This is a genomic window from Bradyrhizobium glycinis, assembly GCF_016031655.1.
Taxonomy (GTDB): Bacteria; Pseudomonadota; Alphaproteobacteria; order Rhizobiales; family Xanthobacteraceae; genus Bradyrhizobium; species Bradyrhizobium glycinis.
Genome location: NZ_JACCHQ010000020.1, coordinates 62,646 through 79,331, shown reverse-complemented (window position 1 = coordinate 79,331; position 16,686 = coordinate 62,646). Strand labels below are relative to the sequence as shown.

Below are 16,686 nucleotides of genomic sequence, written 5' to 3'. Positions count from 1 at the left end.
CATGTTGCCTTAGGCCTAAAGTGTCATCCAATAGCAACTGGAGCGGGAGAGCAAGTTGCTGTGCAGCGGAAGCACGAGAAATGAGCGAAGGGAAAAAATATAGAGGGCAGGCCGGCCTTCGTTAGCTAGAGACGCACTTAGCCCCTCGGCTTCGCGTTCAGCGCCTGCCGCATCAGCGTTCTGATGGCCTCCGGGCGGGTAGGGGCTTTGTCCTGCTTCGCTATCCAGTCATCAACTGCAATGAGGTCATCCGGCTGCAGCCGGACCTGAATCTGCGTGCCCTTGCCGGTTGGGGCAGGCCCTCGCTTTTTCCGTACTTTCACGGCTTGGCGCTTCATGGAATCTGTGGTACCACAGTTTCGGGGCCGGTCAAACGACCGGACTAAACAAGGGCGGGAAAGTAATGTCAGAACTCAATATAAATGCCAGCACGGGAATCGAAGCATCAACACTTTTGCCCGAGGACGTATTTCCGCGGGCTGCGGGAAGCCGGGGTGATGCCTCATGCTTGTTCACATGCTGGCCGAGATTCGAGTGGCCAATGGTGTGACGACCCGGCCGCCAACAGGAACGCCAGCCCGTGGTATGCTTGGGCGCGCGAACAAGACCCCGATCAGAAGCAGATCGGTGCCTACCTCGTGGGCCTGCTGGATAAGCACCGCCGAACGGACGACGACCTTGTGGTGCTCCAGCTCGGCATTTGCGACGACGAAATCGAGCCCGAGGTTCACCGGATTCCGGTGAAGGCGCGTCGGGAGGGCCAGCCCGAGCTGGCCTAAGCGGCATGGTATACTGAGGGGAAGGGTAGTGAATCGCCGGCCACTGGATTGCTGACACCCAGCAGCGAAACGCCAGCGGTTCACCACCTGTGCGTCGGTCTCGACCGGCGAGGTAAAGCAGAGCTTTTATTTTCGAGGGGCACGCTCTTGCCCAACCCAGCCAATGACAATCGTGTGCAGCCGCGTGGCCTCCGTCGCGCGGCTGCAGCGCGCTATTTGGGAATCAGCCCGACACACTTCGACAAGCAGGTGCTGGCTGGCGCCGTCCCCAAGCCGCTGGATCTGTTCGGCGTGAACATCTGGGACCGCGCGGCCCTCGACCGCCTGTTCGATGGTGCGCCTCAGCCGGTCAACGACAATGAGGACTATTGGGACAAGGCATGCGGCAGCGAAAGCCCAAGTACGTAAACGAGTACATCGATAGGCACGGCAAGCCCCGCGTATACCTGCGACGACCGGGCAGGGCGCAAATAGCTCTGCCTGCGCCTCTGTACACGCCCGAATTCTGGACGGCCTACCGTGCGGCCATGAGCGCCGATGAGCCGACGTCGCCGGCAGCGATGCGGCGCGTTAAGGCCGGCAGCATAGCAGCCGCCGTGAACGGCTATTACGGCTCGACCGAATTCAAGGTGCTGGCCGAAACGACAAAGGCTACCTATCGCGGCGTTTTGGACCGCTTTGTGGATAAGCATGGGGCGGGACCGATTGCTGGCCTTCAGCCGAAACACGTTAACAAGCTAATTGACGAGATGGCCGATACGCCGTCCGCCGCGAGCAACTTCCGGAAGCGGCTCAAGGGTCTGATGGACTATGCAGTGTCGGCCGGGCTGCGAGCCGATAATCCCGTAGTCGTCGCCAAGAAAGTGAAGCTCAAGACGACCGGCCACAGGACTTGGACCGAAGAAGACATCACCAGGTTCCGCAGGCATCACGAGGTTGGCACGCCGCTACGGCTCGCGTTCGAGGTGCTGTTGCATACTGGCCTCCGCCGCTCCGATGCCGTGCGCCTTGGCTGGCAGCACCTGAGCAAGGACGGCTTTGTCATCACCACAAAGAAGAGCCAAGGCCATGTTGAGCTGTGCATTCCGGTGCACAGCGACCTTGCGCGCTATATCGCCGATTGCCCTAAGGATGGCCCGGCCTTCATCGCAACCATGTACGGCCGTGCCCGCAGCGAGAAGGCGTTCTCTACGTGGATCAGCGAAGCGGCAAGCGACGCTGGCCTTCCTCCGAAGTCGTCGCCACATGGCGTGCGCAAGGCCGCCTGTCGGCGCTTGGCTGAGGCTGGATGTAGTGCTCTGGAAATCATGTCCATCACCGGCCACACCGATATCCGCGAGATCGAGCGTTATTGCCGCGAAGCCGCGCGCAAGAAGCTTGCGGTCGCAGCAATGACGAAGCTCGAAGGCGGATTTGACATCAGATTGCCTAACCAACCAGAGGAGTTAGGCAATAATGACGATAACCTATTGAATTCGTTGGCTGCAGAAACAGTTTGGCGATCCCGGCAGGACTCGAACCTGCAACCCGCGGAGTAGAAATCCGCTACTCTATCCAGTTGAGCTACGGGACCGTCTTGGGCCGGCCTGATCGGGCGGCTGGCCATTCTGTAGCATGCCAATATGAAAAAACTGGTGTTTCGCCAAGTCTGAACCGAACCGTTTTCCTCAGTGCGACGACAAAGCGGAACGGTGGGGTGTCAGGGTGCCAGGTTGAGCGGCAGCGGACTGGACGATGGATCACATCGCCGGGAACGCTGAACAGCTTCCGGGAGACGGCCGCCGGTCGATCGGTCAGGTAGTGCTGCGCCATCAGGACGGCGTGCGCGGCAATATCTCGGCCGGTCTCCTCTGGGCTGGCCTTTGTCATGGCGAAAGCGACGCTTTGCACCTTATGGTTCCATCGCCTTGAGTCCGTCACCTTTCCGCGCATTTCATTTGCCGCCGCGGCGTTCGTCCGCGCTTTCCGGGAGTCCTCCATGATCGGTCTTGTTCGCGCCGTCACAATCTGCGCCGCGCTGGCGCTCGGCCTCGTCGCTGCGCAGGCCGCCGACAAGGCGTTCAAACGCGACGACCTCGCCGACTCCGCGATCAAGCTGGAGGCCCAGATCAAAAGCGAGGCCGGGCCGGTCGCCAAGACCAATGCAACGCTGAAGACGGACGCCGACGCCGCCTTCCGGCGCAATGATTACCGCACCGGCCTTTCTGTGCTCGGCCAGATCGCCGCGACCACGCCCGAGGATGCCGGCAACTGGCTGCGGCTCGCCAAGGTCATCTTCCAGATCTCGCCGAAGAGCTCGAGCGAGCAGACCTTCTTGCTGGAGCGCGCTTCGACCGCCGCTTACATCGCCTACCAGCGCGCCGGCAATGCGAGCGAGGAGGCCGACGCACTTGCCGTGCTGGGCAAGGCGCTGGCCGAACGCAAGCTGTGGCGGCCGGCACTGGACGCGCTGCGGCTGTCGCTCGACATGCGCGAGGTCGCCGACGTCCGCGGCCAATATGAGAAGATGCGCGACGAGCACGGTTTCCGGCTGCTCGACTATACCGTGGACTCGGACTCGGCTAGCCCGCGCGCCTGCTTCCAGTTCTCCGAGGAGCTCGCCAAGCGCACCGATTTCGCACCGTTCCTGGCTCTCGCCGGGCAGGACAAGCCGGCGCTGTCGGCCGAAGGCAAGCAGCTCTGCGTCGACGGGCTGAAGCACGGCGAGCGCTACAACATCAATTTGCGCGCCGGTTTGCCGTCGACCGTGAAGGAGGGGCTGCCGAAATCGGCCGAATTCAACATCTATGTGCGCGACCGCAAGCCGTTCGTGCGCTTCACCAGCCGCGCCTATGTGCTGCCGCGGACCGGCCAGCGCGGCATTCCCGTCGTCAGCGTCAACACACCCGCGGTCAACATCAACGTCTTCCGGATCGGCGACCGCAACCTGATCAACACGGTGGTCGACAGCGATTTCCAGAAGACGCTGTCGAAGTACCAGCTCAGCGAGCTTGGCGACGAGCGCGGCGTCAAGGTCTGGACCGGCGAGCTTGCGACCGCGACGACGCTGAACCAGGACGTCACCACGGCATTCCCGGTCGACCAGGCGCTCGGCGAGCTCCAGCCCGGTGTCTACGTCATGACGGCCGCGGCCCGGGCCTCGGACGAGGACTACCAGCTCGCCACGCAATGGTTCATCGTCTCCGATCTCGGCATCGCCGCCTACTCCGGCAATGACGGCATCCATGTTTTCGTCAACTCGCTGGCGTCGACCGATCCGGTCGGCAAGGCCGAGGTGCGCCTGGTCGCGCGCAACAACGAGATCCTGGCGACGCGCAAGACCGACGATGCCGGTCACGTGCTGTTCGAGGCCGGCCTTGCGCGCGGCGAGGGCGGATTGTCGCCGGCGATGCTCACGGTCACCGGCGAGAAAGCCGACTATGCCTTCCTGAGTCTGAAGACGTCGGCCTTCGACCTGTCCGACCGCGGCGTTTCCGGGCGCGCCGTGCCCGCCGGCGCCGATGCCTTCGTCTATGCGGAGCGCGGCGTCTACCGATCCAGCGAGACCGTCTTCCTCACCGCGCTGCTCCGCGACGGGCAGGGCAATGCCGTCACCGGTGGGCCGATGACACTGGTGGTCGAGCGGCCCGACGGCGTCGAATATCGTCGCGCCGTGCTGGCGGATCAGGGCGCCGGCGGCCGCACGCTGTCCGTGCCGCTCAACTCGGCCGTACCGACCGGAACGTGGCGGGTGCGCGCCTTCACCGATCCGAAGGGGGCTTCGGTCGGCGAGACCACCTTCATGGTCGAGGATTATGTCCCCGATCGGATCGAATTCGAGTTGTCTGCCAAGGACAAGCTGATCAAAGCTAACGTTCCAGTGGAGCTTAAGGCCGATGGTCATTTCCTCTATGGCGCACCTGCTTCGGGCCTGCAGCTCGAAGGCGACATGCTGATCGCGCCCGCGGCCGAGCGGCCCGGCTTTGCTGGTTACAAGTTCGGCGTCGACGACGAGGAGACCACCTCGAACGAGCGCACGCCGCTGGAGAACCTGCCCGAGGCCAACTCCAATGGCGTCGCGACCTTCCCGGTGACGCTGGACAAGCAGCCGGCCTCGACCCGTCCGCAGGAGGCGCAGATCTTCGTCCGCATGGTCGAGACCGGCGGCCGCGCCGTCGAGCGCAAGATCGTGCTGCCGGTCGCGCCCGCCACGGCGCAGATCGGCATCAAGCCGCTGTTCGGCGACAAGAACGTCACGGAGGGCGACAAGGCCGAGTTCGACGTCGTGTTCGTCTCGCCGGAGGGCGAGAAGCTGCGCCGCGACGGTCTGCGCTACGAGCTCCTGAAGATCGAGTCGCGCTACCAATGGTACCGCCAGAACAATTACTGGGAGTACGAGCCGGTCAAGTCGACCTCGCGCGTCGCCGATGGCGACGTCACTGTTAGGGCCGATAAGCCGACGCGGATCTCGCTCACGCCGCAGCCCGGCCGCTACCGGCTCGACGTCAAGTCGAACGAGGCCGACGGGCCGGTGACCTCGGTCCAGTTCGATGTCGGCTGGTATTCCGACGGCAGCGCCGACACGCCGGACCTGCTGGAGACCTCGATCGACAAGCCGCAATACGCCTCCGGCGACACCATGACGGTGTCCGTCAACGTGCGCAGCGCCGGCAAGCTCACGATCAACGTGCTCGGCGAGCGGCTGCTGACGACGCAGACCATCGACGTCAAGGAAGGCACCGCGCAGGTCAAGCTCCCGATCGGCAAGGACTGGGGCACCGGCGCCTACGTGGTGGCGACGCTGCGCCGGCCGCTTGATGCCGCCGCCCAGCGCATGCCAGGCCGTGCAATCGGGCTGAAATGGTTCGGTATCGACAAGCAGGCCCGCACCCTGCAGGTAAAGCTGTCGCCGCCTTCGCTGATCCGGCCGAACTCGACGCTGAAGATCCCGGTCAAGCTCGATGGGCTCAATCCGGGCGAGGACGCCAAGGTCGTCATCGCCGCCGTCGATGTCGGCATCCTCAATCTCACCAATTACAAGCCGCCGGCGCCGGACGACTATTATCTCGGCCAGCGTCGCCTCAGCGCGGAGATCCGCGATCTCTACGGCCAGCTGATCGACGGCATGTCGGGCACGCGCGGCCAGATCAAGTCCGGCGGCGATGCCGGTGCGGGCGAGCTCCAGGGCTCGCCGCCCACGCAAAAGCCGCTCGCGCTCTATTCCGGCATCGTCACGGTCGCTGCCGACGGCACCGCGGATGTGAGCTTCGATATTCCGGAGTTCGCCGGCACCGCGCGCGTGATGGCAGTGGCTTGGACCGCGACCAAGCTCGGCCGCGCCAACACGGACGTCGTGATCCGCGATCCCGTGGTGCTGACGACGACACTGCCGCGCTTCCTGCTCAGCGGCGACCACGGCACGGTCAACCTCGAGATCGACAATGTCGAGGGCCAGGCCGGCGACTACGTCATCAACGTGAAGGCGGGCGGCCCGGTGAAGATGACCGGCAATCCCGCCACCACCGTGAAGCTCGCCGCCAAGCAGCGCAATTCGTTCTCGCTCGCACTCGATGCGACCGCGGCGGGGCAGGCGACGCTCGACGTCGACATCAAGGGACCGAATGGCCTCGCGCTGGCGCGTCACTACGCGTTCGACGTCAAGGCGGCGACGCAGGTGCTGGCGCGGCGCTCGATCCGGACGCTGGCGAAGGGCGAAAGCCTGACGCTTACCTCGGACATGTTCTCCGACCTCGTGCCGGGCACCGGCAGCGTCTCGGTCTCGGCCAGCCTGTCGACCGCGCTCGATGCGGCAACGATCCTCAAGGCGCTCGACCGCTATCCGCATGGCTGCTCGGAGCAGATCACGAGCCGGGCGATGCCGCTGCTCTACGTCAACGAGCTCGCGGCCGGCGCGCATCTTGCCATGGACACCGAGGTCGACCAGCGCATCCGCGACGCCATCGAGCGGCTGCTGGCGCGTCAAGGCTCGAACGGCTCGTTCGGCCTGTGGTTGGCCGACGGCGACGATGCCTGGCTCGATGCCTACGTGACGGACTTCCTCACCCGCGCCCGCGAGAAGGGTTTTGCGGTGCCGGACGTGCTGTTCAAGAACGCGCTGGACCGTATCCGCAACTCCGTCGTCAATGCCAACGAGCCGGAGAAGGACGGTGGCCGCGATCTCGCCTACGGCCTCTATGTGCTCGCGCGTAATGGCGCAGCTCCGATCGGCGATCTCCGCTATCTCGCCGATACCAAGCTTGCCAACCTCGCGACCCCGATCGCGAAATCGCAGCTTGCGGCAGCGCTCGCCCTGGTCGGCGACCGCAACCGCGCCGAACGTGTCTATGCTGCTGCGCTCGACAGCCTCGCGCCCAAGCCCGCGCTGGAATTCGGCCGCACCGACTACGGCTCGCAGCTGCGCGATGCCGCTGCATTGGTGTCGCTCGCCAGTGAAGGCAACGCGCCGAGGGCGACGCTGACGCAGGCGGTGTCGCGGGTCGAGACTGCCCGGGGGCTGACGCCCTACACCTCGACGCAGGAGAATGCGTGGCTGGTGCTGGCGGCGCGGGCGCTCGCCAGGGAGAATCTCTCGATCGAGGTCGATGGCCAGCCGGTCAGGACCGCCTTGTACCGCAGCTACAAGGCGGACACGCTGAGCGGCAAGCCGCTGAAGATCACCAATACCGGCGATGCGCCGGTGCAGGCAGTCGTTTCAGTGTCGGGCTCGCCGGTCACGCCGGAGCCGGCGGCGTCCAACGGCTTCAAGATCGAGCGCAGCTACTTCACCCTCGACGGCAAGCCCGCCGACATCAGCAAGGTCAAGCAGAACCAGCGCTTTGCGGTGGTGCTGAAGATCACCGAGGCCAAGCCGGAATACGGCCACATCATGGTGTCCGACTATCTGCCGGCGGGCCTGGAGATCGACAATCCCAAACTGGTCTCGTCCGGCGACAGCGGCACGCTGGACTGGATCGAGGACGGCGAGGAGCCTGAACATACCGAATTCCGTGACGACCGCTTCACCGCGGCCGTCGACCGGGCCTCGGATTCCAAGTCGGTCTTCACGGTGGCCTATGTCGTGCGCGCCGTCTCGCCCGGCAAATACGTGCTGCCGCAGGCCTATGTCGAGGACATGTACAATCCCTCGCGCTATGGCCGGACCGGCACGGGTAGTGTCGAGGTGCGGGCGGCGAAGTGAGTGAGATGAGCGAGGCTGAGCCACACACACCGTCGTCATGCCCGGGCTTGACCCGCCTGCGCGGCCGAAGCCGCTACGGCGCGGCGAAGGCCCGGGCATCCACGGCCGCGCCGGCGATGGGTGACGGCGTGGATGGCCGGGTCAAGCCCGGCCATGACGGGCGGAGGGGGCGGATCGCCTTTCGCCTTCTCTCGGCAGCTGCACTCACCTTTATCCTCGCCATCATCGGCTTCGTGGCCTGGGTCTACTCGCTCGGTCCGCTCCCGCTCGACGAAGCCCGCCAGGTCTCCACCACCATCGTCGATCGCAACGGCAAGCTGCTGCGCGCCTATGCGATGGCGGATGGGCGCTGGCGGTTGCCGGTCGATGCCAAGGCCAACCTCGATCCGACCTATCTGAAACTGCTGTTCGCCTACGAGGACCAGCGCTTTTACGCCCATGATGGCATCGACCCGCTGGCGCTGGGGCGCGCCGCTCTGCAGCTCGGAACGCGCGGCCACATCGTCTCGGGCGGCTCGACCATCACGATGCAGCTGGCCCGCCTGATGGAGCCGCGGCGGCAGCGCTCGCTCTACGCAAAATTGCGGCAGATCGTGCGTGCGATCGAAATCGAGCGCAGCATGAGCAAGGAGCAGATCCTGGATCTGTATCTGGCGCTCGCGCCTTATGGCGGCAATCTCGAAGGCATCCGCGCGGCGTCGATCGCCTATCTCGGCAAGGAGCCGAAGCGGCTGTCACTGGCGGAGGCCGCGTTGCTGGTCGCGCTGCCGCAATCGCCGGAGACGCGCCGGCTCGACCGCTTCCCGGAAGCTGCGCGCAAGGCGCGCGACCGCGTGCTCGACCGCATGGTCGAGGAGCACGTGGTCAGTGCCGACGACGCCAATCAGGCCAAGGCGGTGCCGGTGCCGAAACTGCGCAGGCCGATGCCGATCCTGGCGCCGCATGCCTCCGACTCCGCGCTGTCGACGGTCAAGGACACGCCGATCATCAAGCTGACGCTCGATGCGAATTTGCAGAAGGTGCTCGAGCCGCTGGCGCGCGACCGCGCGATTGCGCTCGGTCCGAACATCTCGGTCGGCATCATCGTGGTCGACAACGAGACCGGCGACGTGCTCGCGCGAGTCGGCTCGGCCGATTATTTCGACGAGAGCCGGGCAGGGCAGGTCGACATGACCCGCGCCATCCGCTCGCCAGGCTCGACGCTCAAGCCCTTCATCTACGGGCTCGCCTTCGAGGACGGCTTTGTCCATCCCGATAGTTTGATCGACGACCGCCCGGTCCGCTTCGGCTCCTACGCGCCGGAAAATTTCGACATGACCTTCCAGGGCACGGTGCCAGTGAGGAAGGCGCTGCAATTGTCGCTGAACGTGCCGGCCATCGTGCTGCTCGACCGCGTCGGCTCGAGCCGGCTGACCTCGCGGCTGCGGCAGGCCGGCGGCAACCTCATCCTGCCCAAGGACGAAGCGCCCGGCCTTGCCATGGGCCTCGGCGGCGTCGGCGTGACGCTCCAGGACCTCGCCCAGCTCTATGCCGGCTTCGCCCGCCTCGGGACCACCAAGCCGCTGCGCGAGATCGTGACGGCCAAGGATGATAGGGAGCCGCTGCGGCTGCTGGATCAGGTCGCAGCCTGGCAGGTCGGCAACGTCCTGCTCGGCACGCCGCCGCCGGAGAACGCCGCCCACAACCGCATCGCCTTCAAGACTGGCACCTCCTACGGCTATCGCGACGCCTGGTCGGTCGGCTTCGACGGTCGCATGACCATTGGTGTCTGGGTTGGCCGTCCGGACGGAGCGCCGGTTCCCGGCCTGATCGGACGGGTCGCCGCCGCGCCCATCCTGTTCGATGCCTTTGCCCGCAGCGGCAAGACGCTGGCGCCCTTGCCGAAGCCGCCCAAGGGAACTCTGGTCGCAAGCAACGCGAAGCTGCCGCTACCCTTGAAGCGGTTCCGTCCCGTCGGCGAACTGGTGCGAAGCGGGAACGAGCAGGCCCTTCACATCCAGTTTCCCCTGAACGGTTCGCGGATCGACGTCGATCGATCCGGTGGCCGGGAAAGCGCAGCGATGCCGGTCAAGGTCGCCGGCGGCGTGCTGCCTATGACGGTCATGGTTAACGGCGCCGCCATCGGCGAGATCGACGGCCGCCGGCAACGGCTGATCGATCCGCCCGGCCCCGGCTTTGCACGGCTCACCGTGATCGACGCCACGGGCGCCGCGGACACAGTCGTCATTCGAATTCAATGACCCTGCCTTAAGCGGTTGTGGCGATGGCGGTTTCAGCGTAAGCGGAACCAATGGCCGAGACCTACCCAAGCCCCCGTTTTGGTGCCCCCCGCGAACCGAAATCGCCCGCAAATCCGGGCAGCGGGCTCGTGCGCATGCTCGACATCGTCACGGCCAGCCACCCGCGCGCGGTCGGCTTCCTGGTGCTGTGTGCGCTGCTGCTGTTCCTGCCGGGCTTCTTCACCATCCCGCCGATCGACCGCGACGAGGCACGGTTTGCCCAAGCCACCAAGCAGATGGTCGAGAGCGGCGACTATGTCGATATCCGCTTTCAGGAAGACGTCCGATACAAGAAGCCAGTCGGCATCTACTGGTTGCAATCGGCAACCGTCGAAGCCGCCTCGATGCTCAAACTGCCGAAGGCCGAATTGCGCATCTGGGTCTACCGGCTGCCATCGCTGATGGGCGCGATCGGCGCCGTGCTCATGACCTATTGGGCCGCGCTCGGATTCGTCACACGGCGCGCCGCGGTGCTGGCGGCGCTGATGATGTGCGCCTCCGTGCTGCTCGGGGTCGAGGCGCGCCTGGCCAAAACCGACGCCATGCTGCTGCTCTGTGTCGTCGCCGCCATGGGCGCGATGGCGCGCGCCTATTTGTCCTGGCAGCGCGCCGAGGACGAGACACATCCCCCGTGGAGCTGGCCCGCGATCTTCTGGACCGCGCTCGCGGTAGGCATCCTGATCAAGGGCCCGCTGATCCTGATGTTCGCCGGCCTGACCATCGTCGCGCTTGCGATCCAGGACCGCGACGCCTCCTGGCTGTGGAAACTGCGGCCGGTCTGGGGCCTGATGTGGATGCTGGTGCTGGTGCTGCCCTGGTTCGTCGCGATCTTCTGGCGTGCGGGCGAGACCTTCTTCGCCGATTCCGTCGGCGGCGACATGCTGAGCAAGCTTGGCGCCCAGGAATCCCACGGCGCACCGCCCGGACTGTACCTGGCGCTGTTCTGGATCACGTTCTGGCCGGGCGCGCCGCTGGCAGCGATGGCGGCCCCCGCGGTGTGGCGGGCCCGCCGCGAGCCCGGTGCGCAGTTCCTGCTGGCTTGGCTGATCCCGTCCTGGATCGTGTTCGAGGCGGTGTTGACCAAGCTGCCGCATTACGTGCTCCCGCTCTATCCGGCGATCGCGATCTTGACCGCCGGCGCGGTGGAGCGGCGCGTGCTGTCGCGCTCCTGGCTGATGCGCGGCTCGGCCTGGTGGTTTGCGATCCCCGCAGCCGCCTCGATCATTGCGGTGGTCGGCTCGGTGATACTGACGCGGCAGCCCGCTTTCGTGGCCTGGCCGTTCATTGCAGCCGCGCTGATCTTCGGTCTGTTCGCCTGGTGGCTGTTCGATACCAATCGCGCCGAGCGCTCATTGCTCAACGCCCTGGTCGCAGCCCTGATGCTCGCCGTGACGATTTACGGCATCGTGCTGCCGTCGCTGACGCCGCTCTTTCCAAGCATCGAGATCGCGCGCGCGCTTCGTAACGTCACCTGCGTGGGACCGAAGGCGGCTGCGGCCGGTTATCACGAGCCGAGCCTCGTCTTCCTGGCGGGCACCCGGACCGTGCTCACCGACGGCTCCGGTGCGGCGGACTTCCTGCGGCAGGGCAGCTGCCGCTTTGCGCTGATCGAGCAGCGCTCGGAGCGCAGCTTCGTGCAGCGCGCCGAGGCGATCGGGTTGCGCTACAAGGTCGGCGCGCGGATCGACGGCTATAATTTCTCGCAAGGGCGCGCGATCTCGATCTCGATCTTCCGTTCGGAAGGTACCGAATAGGATGCGGGCTCCGACCGACATTGCGCCGCATGCCGGCTATCCCGGTCAATTGTTCGCGGTGTCCTGGCGCGCGCTGGCGCAGCTCGTGCGGTCGCCCTCGCATTCCCGCCGCGCCGAGGCGGCCCGGAAGCTGGCGCGGCATTCGCTGTGGCTTGCCGCGGCGGGGGCAGCGCTCGTCATCGTCCTGATGGTCGCGTTCGATCAGACCGAAATCCTGCTGATGCCGCCTCGCGGCACGCCGAGCCTATGGCCGATCCGCATCCTCACCGATTTCGGCAAGGACGAGTATATCCTATCGGTGCTGGGGACTGCGCTGGTGGTGCTGGCTCTCGTTGCGGCCGGGCTGCGCGGGAGCCGCCGAGCGCTGCTGCTCGGCTTCGGCACGCGGCTGCAATTCATGTTTCTGTCGGTTGCCGTGTCAGCCTTCGTGGCCGAGATCCTGAAATATCTCATCGGTCGCGGACGTCCATTCGTCGGGGGCAAGGCCAATCCATTCAACTTCGTCCCGTTCGAGGGGACGGGGGCTTACGCCAGCCTGCCGTCAGGCCACGCCGTGGCCGCGTTCGCCCTGGCGTTCGCCGTCTCGGCACTCTGGCCGCGTCTGCGCGTCTTCATGTTCACTTACGCAATCGTGATCGTGCTGACGCGCCTGGTGCTGCTGGCGCATCATCCGAGCGACGTGGTCGCCGGCGCTCTGGTCGGAACGGTCGGCGCCATGGCCGTCCGTTACTGGTTCGCGGCCCGAAAGCTCGGATTTGCCATCTGCGCCGACGGCACCATTGTGCCGCTTTCAGGGACGTTTTCCGACCGCCTCAAAAGGGTTGCCCACCGCCCATCCGCCCCATAAAAGCGGCTGCCTGCCGGGACCGCTGGTTCCCCTGGGCAGGTCAATTCCAACCACGAGCCTCGATTTGTCGACGTCCCAGCCTTCGGTTTCCATCGTTGTTCCCGTGCGCAACGAAGCCGACAACATCGCGCCGCTGATCGCGGAGATCGGCGCGGCACTCGATGGCCGCTGGCCCTATGAGATCATCTACGTCAACGACGGCTCGACCGACGCCACCGGCGAACGGCTTGGCACCATTATGAAACAGCGGAGCAATCTGCGTCAGCTTCGCCATGCACGATCGGGCGGCCAGTCGGCGGCCGTGCGCAGCGGCGTGCGTGCGGCGCGCGGAGAGATCGTGGCGACACTCGATGGTGACGGTCAGAACAATCCGGCCTTCCTGCCGGACCTGATCGCGGCAGTGGAGAAGGGGGCAGGGCGCGTTGGTCTCGCTGCCGGCCAGCGGATCGGGCGCAAGGACACCGGCTTCAAGAAATTCCAATCGCGCATTGCCAACAGCGTTCGCAATGCCATCCTGAAGGACGGCACGCGCGACACCGGCTGCGGACTGAAGGCGTTCCGCCGCGACGTCTTCCTGATGCTGCCCTATTTCGACGGGCTGCATCGCTTCCTTCCCGCGTTGGTCCGCCGCGAAGGCTATGACATCGCCTATGTCGACGTGATCGACCGGCCGCGCCATTCCGGCGTGTCCAACTATGGTTTCTTCGACCGGCTGTGGATCGGCATCATGGATCTCGCCGGCGTCTGGTGGCTGATCCGCCGCAAGAAGCCGACGCCTGAGGTGACCGAGGTGAACGCATGATCATTCAATACGGTCAGGCGCTGAGCAACTATCTCTACGACGTCTTCGTCGCCAAGTTCGACTTCTGGCTGGCATTCGGCCTGGTCGCGCAGCTGTTCTTCACCGCCCGCTTCCTGGTGCAGTGGATCGCGAGCGAGCGTGCCGGCAACAGCGTGGTGCCGATGGCGTTCTGGTTCTGCTCGATGGGCGGCGGTCTGATGACGCTGGTCTATGGCGTCGTGAAGCGCGAGCCGGTGATTATCCTTGGACAGTCGCTCGCGACCATCATCTACGTCCGCAATATCATGCTGATCTGGAAGAACCGCGGCACCGCCTCGAAGACGCTAGACCGTTGATCCAGCGTTCGGCTCCGCTTTTTCAATCCCGCCGGTTGGCTGCATCACACTTTGCAGTGGCGCCTTTGCCAGGCGAGATGCCCAATCCTGATGCTCAGATTGCCGCTTTCAGGGCAGCGAAGCCGCGATCGAGATCGGCCTTGAGGTCGTCGGTGCTCTCGAGCCCGATGTGGAGACGTAGCGTCGGGCCGCCGGGCGCCCATTTGGTCGCGGTGCGATAGGCATCGCAATCGAAGGGAATCGCAAGGCTCTCGAACCCGCCCCAGGAAAAGCCCATCCCGAACAGCTTGAGCGTGTTGAGCATGGTGTCGACCGCCTTCTGCGGCGCCGGCTTCAGCACGATGCTGAACAGCCCGGAGGCGCCGGTGAAGTCGCGCTTCCAGATCGCATGACCTGGATCGGTCTCCAGCCCAGGATGCAGCACGCGCGCAACCTCAGGCCTCTCCGCCAGCCAGCGCGCCATCTCGAGCCCGGAGCGATTATGCTGCGCCAGCCGCACCGACAGCGTGCGGAGGCCGCGCAGCGCCAGGAAGACGTCGTCGGGGCCGGCGCAGACGCCGAGCAGGCGGATGCCTTCGGCAATCATCGGCCAGGCCTTGGCGTTGGCCGAGATGGTGCCGAACATGATGTCGGAATGGCCGCCGATATATTTCGTGGCGGCCTGCATGCTGATGTCGACGCCTTGTTCCAGCGAGCGGTGATAGAGCGGCGTCGCCCAGGTGTTGTCATCGATGACGAGCGCGCCGCGCCCATGTGCGACTTCGGCGATGGCGCGGATGTCGGGCATCTCGAACGACTGCGAGCCCGGTGCCTCCACCAGAACGGCCCGGGTGTTGGGCTTGAACAGCTTGTCGATGCCGGCGCCGATCAGCGGATCGAAATAAGTCGTCTCGACGCCGTAGCGGGTCAGCATGCCGTTGCAGAAATTGCGCGAGGGTCGGTAGACGTTGTCGACCACCAGGATGTGGTCGCCGGCCTTCAGCACCGAGAGCAAGGTGGTGGAGATCGCCGACAGCCCCGACGGCACGATACCGACGCCGGCGCATTGCGGACCCTCCAGCGCCATCAGCGTCTCCTGGAACGCCTTGGTGGTTGGGGAACCGTGACGGCCGTAGGTGAATTCGCCGCGATGGGCATGCAGGTCCTCCGCGGTCGGATAGAGCACCGTCGAGCCGTGGAAGACCGGCGGATTGACGAACCCCTTCTGCGCCTTGGTGTCGCGGCCGGAGGTGACCAGCCGGGTCTCGGCGTGCTGCTCTTGGGGGGACGAAGAATCCATGCGTCTGCTTTCAAAACCGCGTTTCCACCGGACGCGTCGCGCCCCTGGGGCGGCCAAAAGGCCGCGGTCGTTAATAACAGAACACAGAAGAGTCCCGTCAACCCCTTGACCCGGCTCGCCAGTCGTTCTGTGATGCGCAGGTGCTATTCAGTCGCCGCATGTTGAGGGGCCTGCCGCGACCTTCGATCCATTGCCTGACCGGACGTCGCGTCACAGCCAAAAGATGGCGGGCGCCGGCGGCGGGGATGAAGGTATGGCCTCCCGAGATCGGCGAGTGTTCGGCAAGGTTTTCCAGCATGACTCTTGCAAGGCCAGATTCTTAGAAGACCTGGCCTGGCAGAAACGATCCTAAAGACAACATTCCTGACCTTGAGACGACCTTGAAAGGCCCAAAGCCCATGAAACGCGTAACCCTGGCTCTCACCCTTGCTCTCGCCGCCGGCCTCACCGCCCAAGCCGCCGATGCGCAAACGCTCAAGACCGTCAAGGATCGGGGCATGCTGTCCTGCGGCGTCAGCCAGGGCCTGCCGGGCTTCTCCTCGCCCGACGACAAGGGCAACTGGACCGGCATCGACGTCGACGTCTGCCGCGCCATAGCCGGTGCGATCTTCAATGATCCGACCAAGGTCAAGTTCGTGCCGCTGTCCGCCAAGGACCGCTTCACTGCGCTGCAATCCGGCGAGATCGACGTGCTCTCGCGCAACACCACCTGGACCATCTCGCGCGACACCTCGCTCGGCGCCAATTTCACCGGCGTGACCTATTACGACGGGCAGGGCTTCATGGTGAAGAAGTCGCTCAAGGTGAATTCGGCGCTCGAGCTCAACAGCGCATCGGTCTGCGTGCAGACCGGCACCACGACCGAGCAGAATCTCGCCGACTACTTCAAGGCCAACAACATGAAGTACGAGGTGATCGCGTTCGCCACCAACGACGAAACCGTCAAGGCCTATGAAGCCGGCCGCTGCGACGTCTTCACCACCGACCAGTCGGGCCTGTACGCCAATCGCCTCAAGCTCGCCAATCCCAACGACCACATGGTGCTGCCCGAGATCATCTCGAAGGAGCCGCTCGGCCCGATGGTGCGGCACGGCGACGACCAGTGGTTCGACATCGTGAAATGGACGCTGTTCGCGATGCTCACCGCCGAAGAGCTCGGCGTGACCTCGAAGAACATCGACGAGAAGGCGAAGCTGGAAAATCCCGAACTGAAGCGCGTGCTCGGCAGCGACGGCAATTTCGGCGAACAACTCGGCCTGACGAAGGATTGGGTGGTGCGGATCGTGAAGACCGTCGGCAATTACGGCGAGGTGTTCGATCGCAACGTCGGCGCCGGATCGCCGCTCGCCATCAATCGCGGTGTCAACAATCTCTGGAACAAGGGCGGTCTTCAGTACGCGCCGCCGATCCGCTGATCAGCCCTGATCGGCCGGC

13 protein-coding genes and 1 tRNA gene are annotated in these 16,686 nt (G+C 65.1%); 11 read left to right on the top strand and 3 right to left on the bottom strand.

Features of this window, described 5'->3' with window-relative positions; genetic code table 11:
• Positions 1-137: 137 nt before the first annotated feature.
• A complete protein-coding gene (locus HZZ16_RS25475) occupies positions 138-338 on the bottom strand; it encodes a hypothetical protein (RefSeq protein ID WP_197952607.1) in 201 nt (66 codons plus the stop codon).
• Positions 339-638: 300 nt separating this feature from the next.
• Between HZZ16_RS25475 and HZZ16_RS25470 the strand changes: the two genes are divergently transcribed.
• From HZZ16_RS25470 to HZZ16_RS38390, 3 genes are read left to right on the top strand one after another with little or no spacing between them, the layout of a single operon-like run.
• A complete protein-coding gene (locus tag HZZ16_RS25470) occupies positions 639-779 on the top strand; it encodes a hypothetical protein (RefSeq protein ID WP_197952606.1) in 141 nt (46 codons plus the stop codon).
• Between the two features lie 48 nt (positions 780-827).
• Positions 828-1,187: a hypothetical protein gene (locus HZZ16_RS25465; RefSeq protein WP_197952605.1), complete on the top strand. Its 360-nt coding sequence runs from the start codon at positions 828-830 to the stop codon at positions 1,185-1,187.
• Entirely contained in the window at positions 1,160-2,317 is a 1,158-nt protein-coding gene (locus tag HZZ16_RS38390; RefSeq protein WP_197952690.1) for a tyrosine-type recombinase/integrase, read from the top strand. Before HZZ16_RS25465 ends, HZZ16_RS38390 begins: the two co-directional genes overlap by 28 nt.
• On the opposite strand, the gene HZZ16_RS25455 is transcribed toward HZZ16_RS38390, so the two are convergent.
• Positions 2,276-2,352: transfer RNA gene (locus HZZ16_RS25455), tRNA-Arg, on the bottom strand. The two genes, HZZ16_RS38390 and HZZ16_RS25455, sit on opposite strands and share 42 nt — an antisense overlap.
• A gap of 161 nt (positions 2,353-2,513) precedes the next feature.
• Here HZZ16_RS25455 and HZZ16_RS25450 point away from each other — a divergent pair.
• From HZZ16_RS25450 to HZZ16_RS25420, 7 genes are all read left to right on the top strand, one after another.
• Entirely contained in the window at positions 2,514-2,690 is a 177-nt protein-coding gene (locus tag HZZ16_RS25450) for a hypothetical protein (RefSeq protein WP_197952604.1), read from the top strand.
• Between the two features lie 67 nt (positions 2,691-2,757).
• Positions 2,758-7,956, top strand: a complete 5,199-nt coding sequence (locus HZZ16_RS25445; RefSeq protein WP_197952603.1) for an alpha-2-macroglobulin family protein — start codon at positions 2,758-2,760, stop codon at positions 7,954-7,956.
• Between the two features lie 128 nt (positions 7,957-8,084).
• Positions 8,085-10,196: a penicillin-binding protein 1C gene (pbpC, locus tag HZZ16_RS25440; protein ID WP_197952689.1), complete on the top strand. Its 2,112-nt coding sequence runs from the start codon at positions 8,085-8,087 to the stop codon at positions 10,194-10,196.
• A 50-nt stretch (positions 10,197-10,246) separates the two neighbouring features.
• Positions 10,247-11,989 (top strand): ArnT family glycosyltransferase, encoded by a 1,743-nt coding sequence (locus HZZ16_RS25435; RefSeq protein WP_197952602.1) that lies wholly within the window; start codon positions 10,247-10,249, stop codon positions 11,987-11,989.
• 1 nt (position 11,990) lies between these two features.
• Positions 11,991-12,836, top strand: coding sequence for a phosphatase PAP2 family protein (locus HZZ16_RS25430; RefSeq protein WP_197952601.1), 846 nt, complete (start codon positions 11,991-11,993; stop codon positions 12,834-12,836).
• 64 nt (positions 12,837-12,900) lie between these two features.
• Positions 12,901-13,638, top strand: coding sequence for a glycosyltransferase family 2 protein (locus tag HZZ16_RS25425; RefSeq protein WP_197952600.1), 738 nt, complete (start codon positions 12,901-12,903; stop codon positions 13,636-13,638).
• Complete coding sequence (locus tag HZZ16_RS25420; RefSeq protein WP_027574511.1) at positions 13,635-13,973, top strand: lipid-A-disaccharide synthase N-terminal domain-containing protein; 339 nt, start codon at positions 13,635-13,637, stop codon at positions 13,971-13,973. The genes HZZ16_RS25425 and HZZ16_RS25420 overlap by 4 nt, the downstream gene beginning before the upstream one ends.
• Before the next feature lie 94 nt (positions 13,974-14,067).
• On the opposite strand, the gene metC is transcribed toward HZZ16_RS25420, so the two are convergent.
• Positions 14,068-15,252, bottom strand: coding sequence for a cystathionine beta-lyase (gene metC / locus HZZ16_RS25415; RefSeq protein WP_197952599.1), 1,185 nt, complete (start codon positions 15,250-15,252; stop codon positions 14,068-14,070).
• Between the two features lie 398 nt (positions 15,253-15,650).
• Here metC and HZZ16_RS25410 point away from each other — a divergent pair, with 398 nt between their 5' ends.
• A complete protein-coding gene (locus tag HZZ16_RS25410) occupies positions 15,651-16,667 on the top strand; it encodes an amino acid ABC transporter substrate-binding protein (protein ID WP_197952598.1) in 1,017 nt (338 codons plus the stop codon).
• Positions 16,668-16,686 lie beyond the last annotated feature (19 nt).